The following is a 6,128-nucleotide window of genomic DNA, read 5'->3' on the forward strand; positions in this document are numbered from 1 at the left end:
GCGGAGAGCGGCGTGGTCGACTCGACCAGGCCGCCCGGCTGGGTGGACTTCATGCTGCGGGTCCCGATGAACGGGCAGTTCGGCATCTCGGGACGGATCCCGGAGTGGAGCGCCGCGGTGCGGGAGCGCGTCAGGGACAACGTGGCGCTGTACCGGCGGATTCGCGGGACCATCGTGGGTGCCGATGTCTACCATCTGACGCCCGCGCCCCGGCGAACCGATCCCACCGGATGGACGGCGCTGGAGTACGTCCAGCCGGGCGGACGCCGCGGAGTGGTCCTGGGCTATCGGCTGGCGCGGAGTTCCGCTGCGGAGGTACTGCGGCTCCGCGGGCTCCTCCCGCGGGCGACGTACGATGTCGAGGTGGATGGGCAGCGGCGGGCACCCGCCACCGGGGCCGACCTTGCGACCCGTGGGCTGCGGATCCGGCTTCCCGCCGTCTGGCGAGCGGCGGTCATCGAGGTCACGGCTAAGCCCTGAGGCGCCGCCTCAGCCAGGGAACTGCTGCGCCAGGACCCAGTGCGACACCGCCGGATACTTCTGGGCGGTCTCGCGGGGGTAGTCCTGCACCATCCGCCGCGCCGCATTGGCGAAGGCCTCCTGCATCGGCGTCTCGGGAGGATGCGGCCGGCCCAAGTCCATGGTCACCTGGACCCGTATGCTGGACGGCCTGGGGATGTCGGTGCGGGGCGAATCGCGTTGCAACGCCTCGCTCACGCTCCCGATGCCGAAGCCTTTCCGCTGATCCACCGAGGCCGAGTGCGGGGTGCCGGGGGTGAACCGCTCCGCCAGGAGCTGCAGAATGGACGTGTGGTCCAACACGCCCGAATGGACTGTCTTGGGATCGACGAACGGAGAGACGATCAGGCTGGGCACCCGGACCCCGGTGGTGGTGAACGGGTCGGTGAAGATGGCATTGCTCGCCGGCCGATAGGGCACTGGCGCGGGCGGCACGTGATCGAAAAAGCCGCCGTGCTCGTCATAGGTCACGATCAGCAGGGTGCTGGCCCATCGGTCGGGATTGCAGGTCAGCGCGTCATAGACGTTGAGCAGCAAGGCTTCGCCCGGATGCACCGGCAGCGGGGGATGGTTGTCGTTGGGGACGTCCCCGGCGAGATGGGGCGCATCGGCGTAGGAGGGTTCGACGATGATCACCTGAGGGAAATCGTCGGCCCCCTCGTGAGCCACATCCGGCGCCAGCCGGTCGATGGTCCTGAAGCTTGGTCCGAAGATCTCCAGGCGGCCCAACAGGGCAAAGAACGAGATCCCGGAGTGGTAGACCCGCCAGCGTACGTTCCGTGCACTCAGCCACTCGAGCAGGATGGTATCGGTCGGAGGAAAGAGGCCCTTGGTCTGGTCGGTTCGGGTCGAGCCACACAACGTCATGATGCGGTTCGGCTGGGTACTGGTGGGAAGCGGGGCGAACCAGCGGTCGCACACGGCGTAGTTGTCGGCGAAGAACCGCGTGATAGGCACATCCTCTGGGCCGAAGAACCCCATCGGGTCGGGGTTGCTCACGCGATTGGTGGGAGTGGCCTCGAAGTACGCCGCGGCAAAGCCGCCCATGGTATACGCCTGGGTCACAGGGCTCAGCGCGAGCTGGGCCAGCACCTGCCGGCGCTCGTGCGGCAGGTCGCTGGAGAGCGGATGGTCCTGGAGATGGAAGGGGTAGTACGACTCTCCCTCGAACAGATTCTCGTAGGCGTCCTGCTGGAGCGGCAGCTTGAGTCCATCGACCGCGGTACCGTTCCCGAGATCTGGCAGGCTCAAGTGGCCGAGGATGTGGTCGAAGGACCGGTTCTCGAGCATGACCAGGACGATGGTCTTGATGGCGGACAGGTCGGTCATGATGGGGTACCCTGACCTTGGCAGCGGAGCTGGAGCAGGATGCGGAGCCGGGTGGGCGGCGTGCCACTCGGAATCGGTGCGGCGAGCCTCCAGGGGCCGTCGACGGTCAAGCCCGTGAAGGCCGTGGAGGGCGCGTCGCCGGCGTTCACTGCGGCCGTGCGGCCGCCGTGCTTGACGCTGATGGGTGGATCCGATTTGGAAGCAAGACTTCCGATCGTCACCGAGGGCTTCCAAACGTCGGACGACAGGGTATCGACGGCGATGAGACTGTCAGGGGTGACGCTGTCCACGTCGAAACTGAGGGTCTTCTCCGCGCCCGGCGGGAGGGTGATGACCTCCTTCCGGGCGTACTTCTCTTTGCTGCCGCGGCGGGCGTGGATCGTGTAGGTCGTGGTATCGGGGAGGGAATCTCCTCGCCGGGTCACCGTCAGACTGGGCGTCCCGCTCACCTTGAATCCAATCGCGATCGTATCGCCCGGACAGGCGCGAAGCGGAGACACGTCGAAACTGCTGACTTTGGGCCCGCAGCCTTCGAGCCCTATGAGCCAGACGAGGGCGACACCAGGAAGACAGTAGCGCAACTTGCCCATTGGACATTCTCCCGGCCTGCGGGTGACCCACTCGGCCGCCGGCCACTCGGGTTTCGTACTTTAGAGCCAAGGTTGGCCCAGCGGGAGGGGCTGGCTAGGGCTCAAATGCGACAGCGGGGGCCTGATTTGCGACAGCCGCCTATAGCGCGACGGCCCTGCTGCGGATTCCGGCACCGGGCAGAGCAGCCGCGGTCGGACCTTCGGAGGTCGGTGTGTGACAGTGAGGAGCAAGTTTGGCGGCCTGGCAGTCGGACGCGCGTGCCACCAGGGCAGCCGAAGCCACTGCCTATTACTACGCACCTTATGTGCGATAGGGTGTGCGAACGGAGACACCGCTGCGAACCACTCCCGCCCCGCTGCCACCGCCCATCCGTGAGTCGATCGCCTCCCTGGGCGCCGGCCTCCGCTGCCTCCGGCTTCAGCGGATGATGCCCATGACGTACGCGGCCGAACCTCGCCCGGGAGCTGGACCGCCTTCCCCGGCGGGTGCGGCGAGGTAGTATGAGGCCTTAGCTTTCGGCATGCTCCTCCGATGGAAGCGCGCCGGCCCCGAGCCCCTCTCCGTGGGCGATCGTTACACAGTGGAGCGGGAGCTGGGCCGGGGCGGCATGGCGACGGTCTACCTGGCCGGCGACCGCAAGCACGACCGCCCGGTCGCGATCAAGGTCATGCGCCCGGAAGTCGCGGCCGACCTGGGCGGCCAGCGGTTTCTGCTCGAGATCCAGATTCTGGCCCGGCTCCAGCACCCCAATATCCTCGCCCTGCTCGACTCGGGCACCACCGGCGAAGCCTCCCCCAGGCCGTTCTACGTCATGCCCTTCGTGGAGGGCGAGTCCCTGCGGCAGCGGCTCACCCGCGAGGGTCCGCTCCCCGTGGCCGAGGCGCTGCGGCTGGTGCGGGAGATCGGCGAGGCGCTCCATTACGCCCACGGGCAGGGGCTGATCCACCGCGACGTAAAGCCCGAGAACGTGCTGCTCTCGCAGGGCCATGCGCTGGTGGCCGACTTCGGCATCGCCCGCGCCGCAGGGGTCGCGGGCGGCCAGCAGCTGACCCAGCCCGGGCTGGGGTTGGGGACCCCCGCCTACATGAGCCCCGAGCAGACCGAAGGCGATCGCGGGGTCGATGCCCGGGCCGACCAGTACAGCCTGGCATGCGTCCTCTACGAGCTGTTGGCAGGTCAGCCGCCCTTCACCGGTCCCACTCTGGCGGCCGTGTTGTCGCAGCAACTGCTCGCGCCGGTCCCGCCGATCACCGCGTTCCGTCCCGGCGTGCCGGCGCCGGTCCGAGGGGCCATCGAGCGGGCGCTCTCCAAGGTGCCGGCGGACCGGTTCGCGACGGTGATGGATTTCCTGGCGGCGGTGGAGGCGACGGAGCCGGGAGTCACCCAGGAAGTCAAGCAAGCCATCGTGGTGCTGCCGTTCGCGAACCTGAGTCCCGATCCCGACAACGCGTACTTCGCGGACGGCCTGATGGAGGAGGTGATCGCCGACCTCTCGCGTGTGCGGGCGCTGACCGTGATCTCCCGGACCTCGTCGATCAAGCTCAAGGAGACCGGCTGGGAGCTTCGGCGCATCGGGCGCGAGCTCAACGTCCGCTACGCGCTGGAGGGCAGTGTGCGCCGGGCGGGGTCCGCGCTCCGGATCACGGCGCAGCTGATCGACATCGAGAGCGACGAGCACCTCTGGGCGGAGAAGTACTCGGGCACGGTGGACGATGTGTTCGATCTCCAGGAGCGGCTGTCGCGCCAGATCGTGGAAGCGCTCCGGATCACGTTGACGCCGCCGGAAGACCAGGAGATCGCGAAGCGGCCGATCGCGGACATCCGCGCGTACGAGTACTACCAGCGCGCCCGGCAGGAGTACTACCGCTATACCCCCGAGGGGATGGCGGCGGCGCGGGCGCTGGCGGAGCACGGGCTCGCGGTGGCGGGACCGAACGAGGCGCTGTACGGGATGCTGGGCACGGTGCACGCCTGGTCGGCGGCAATGCTGGGCGGGACCGAGGAGGCCAACCTCCGGGAAGCCGAGGACTGTGCCCGTCGTGCGTTCGAGCTGAGCCCGCGCTCGGCGCAGGGGCTGTCGATCATGGGGCAGGTCGCGTACCGCCGCGGGCGGCCGGGCGAGGCGGTGCGGCTGCTGACCCAGGCCTGCGCGGCCGACCCCAACAATCCCGACGCGATGCACCAGTTGGGCGGGGCGTACCTGCTGGGCGGGCGAATCGGACCGATGCGGGAGACCGTGACCCGGCTGGTCGAGCTGGATCCGCTGACGCCGAGCAACCACTGTCTGCTGGGGCTGAGCTGGTCGCTGGGGGGCGATGCGCCGGGCGCGTTGTTCGCACATCGGCGAGCGGTGGAGCTGGATCCGCGGAGCACCATCTGCCGGTTCTGCGCCGGCGTCGCGCTGACGCTCGCGGGGCAGCCGGAGGAGGCGGCGGAGCAGTTCGACTGGCTGGAGCGGCAGCCGGAGGAGGATCACCTGGCCCGGGTGGCGGTGCGGTTCCGGGGCGGGCTCCGGGGCGATCGGGCGGCGGTGCTGGCGCCGCTCGGCGGCGCGGAGCGGGCGGTGGCGGAGTCGGATGAGTACTGGTCGTATCTGATGGCCTCGTCGTACGCGCTGGTCGGCGCCGAGGACGAAGCGATGCGGTGGCTGGAGCATGCGGTGGGGGTGCGGGGGTGGATCGACTATGTCTATTTCACCCAACATGACCGATTTCTGAGGAGCCTGCGGCCGAACCGGCGCTTCCAGGAGCTGATGGCTTCGGCGCAGGAGCGGTATACCCGGTTCACGAACGAGGGCGCGCTTACGCGGCAGCTCACCGAGTTCACGGCTGGAACGCGACCTTGACCGGCTACTGGATCGTCGACCTGGATGCGCGACTGGTCGAGCGCTGGCAACAAGGCGAGGAGCGACCGGAAATTCTCAGGGAGACGCTCACATGGCAGCCGCCTGGGTCGAGTAAACCGGTGAAGATCAGTCTCCCTACGTTCTTTTCTGAGATGCTGGACATTTAGGCGATTCCGTTGCTAAAGGTCCCCCTCCGCGTACTGCACCAGGTGACACAGCAGGTTGACCAGCTTCATCTCCTCCACCGACCGGCACCGCGTCTCCAGCAACTCCGGGCACCCCACCACGATCGCCAGCGCCTGCGCCCGTGACACCGCGACGTTGAGTCGGTTGGGACTGAGCAGGAACGCGGCACCCCGCGGAGACTCGTCCAGGGTAGATGAGCAGAGCGACACGATCACGACCGCCGCCTCCTGCCCCTGGAACTTGTCCACCGATCCGATGCGGGCGCCGGCGCCGATCCGCTCCCTGAGGCAGCGCACCTGCATGTTGAACGGCGCCACGATGAGGATGTCGTCCAGGGTCATGCGCCGCGTCCGGCCGTCCTTGCCCACCACGTCGCGGCCGAGCAGCTCCTGGACGATGGCCACGATGCGGTCGCACTCCTCATCGCTCGACTGGCTACAGCCGTCGTGGGAAACGGACACCCAGACGATACCAGTCTCCGCGGGCACCAGCTCGGCGCCGTGATTCGCGATCACCCGATGCCGCTCGGTTCCGGGGCCGCTGGCGAGCCGGCCGTCGTAGATCGCCTCGGAGATGAACCGGCACACGTCCCCGTGCATCCGGTAGGAGAGACCGAGGAAGACCCCTAGCTCGGCCGGGACGGTGGCGTGGCCGTGCA

6 protein-coding genes are annotated in these 6,128 nt (G+C 68.4%); 3 read left to right on the forward strand and 3 right to left on the reverse strand.

Annotated elements, in window-relative coordinates:
* Positions 1–480 (forward strand): GH36 C-terminal domain-containing protein (locus tag VHR41_12760; protein HEX3235064.1); only part of this gene is annotated, 480 nt, incomplete at its 5' end.
* Between the two features lie 9 nt (positions 481–489).
* On the opposite strand, the gene VHR41_12765 is transcribed toward VHR41_12760, so the two are convergent.
* Complete coding sequence (locus tag VHR41_12765) at positions 490–1,848, reverse strand: alkaline phosphatase family protein (protein HEX3235065.1); 1,359 nt, start codon at positions 1,846–1,848, stop codon at positions 490–492.
* Positions 1,845–2,438: a hypothetical protein gene (locus tag VHR41_12770; GenBank protein HEX3235066.1), complete on the reverse strand. Its 594-nt coding sequence runs from the start codon at positions 2,436–2,438 to the stop codon at positions 1,845–1,847. The genes VHR41_12765 and VHR41_12770 overlap by 4 nt, the downstream gene beginning before the upstream one ends.
* Before the next feature lie 521 nt (positions 2,439–2,959).
* Here VHR41_12770 and VHR41_12775 point away from each other — a divergent pair.
* Together VHR41_12775 and VHR41_12780 are read left to right on the forward strand one after the other, a co-directional pair.
* Complete coding sequence (locus VHR41_12775) at positions 2,960–5,284, forward strand: protein kinase (protein ID HEX3235067.1); 2,325 nt, start codon at positions 2,960–2,962, stop codon at positions 5,282–5,284.
* Positions 5,281–5,451 (forward strand): hypothetical protein, encoded by a 171-nt coding sequence (locus tag VHR41_12780; GenBank protein HEX3235068.1) that lies wholly within the window; start codon positions 5,281–5,283, stop codon positions 5,449–5,451. The genes VHR41_12775 and VHR41_12780 overlap by 4 nt, the downstream gene beginning before the upstream one ends.
* A gap of 12 nt (positions 5,452–5,463) precedes the next feature.
* On the opposite strand, the gene VHR41_12785 is transcribed toward VHR41_12780, so the two are convergent.
* On the reverse strand, positions 5,464–6,128 hold a 665-nt coding region (locus tag VHR41_12785), incomplete at its 5' end, for a C-terminal helicase domain-containing protein (GenBank protein HEX3235069.1).

Source organism: Gemmatimonadales bacterium (assembly GCA_036265815.1).
Taxonomy (GTDB): domain Bacteria; phylum Gemmatimonadota; class Gemmatimonadetes; order Gemmatimonadales; family GWC2-71-9; genus CAVVWJ01.

What these genes read in the sequence shown, in the direction of transcription:
- VHR41_12775 (HEX3235067.1), top strand. Translation starts at nt 2,960, where the DNA reads ATGCTCCTCCGATGGAAGCGCGCCGGCCCCGAGCCCCTCTCCGTGGGC.
- VHR41_12770 (HEX3235066.1), bottom strand. Translation starts at nt 2,438, where the DNA reads ATGGGCAAGTTGCGCTACTGTCTTCCTGGTGTCGCCCTCGTCTGGCTC.
- VHR41_12765 (HEX3235065.1), bottom strand. Translation starts at nt 1,848, where the DNA reads ATGACCGACCTGTCCGCCATCAAGACCATCGTCCTGGTCATGCTCGAG.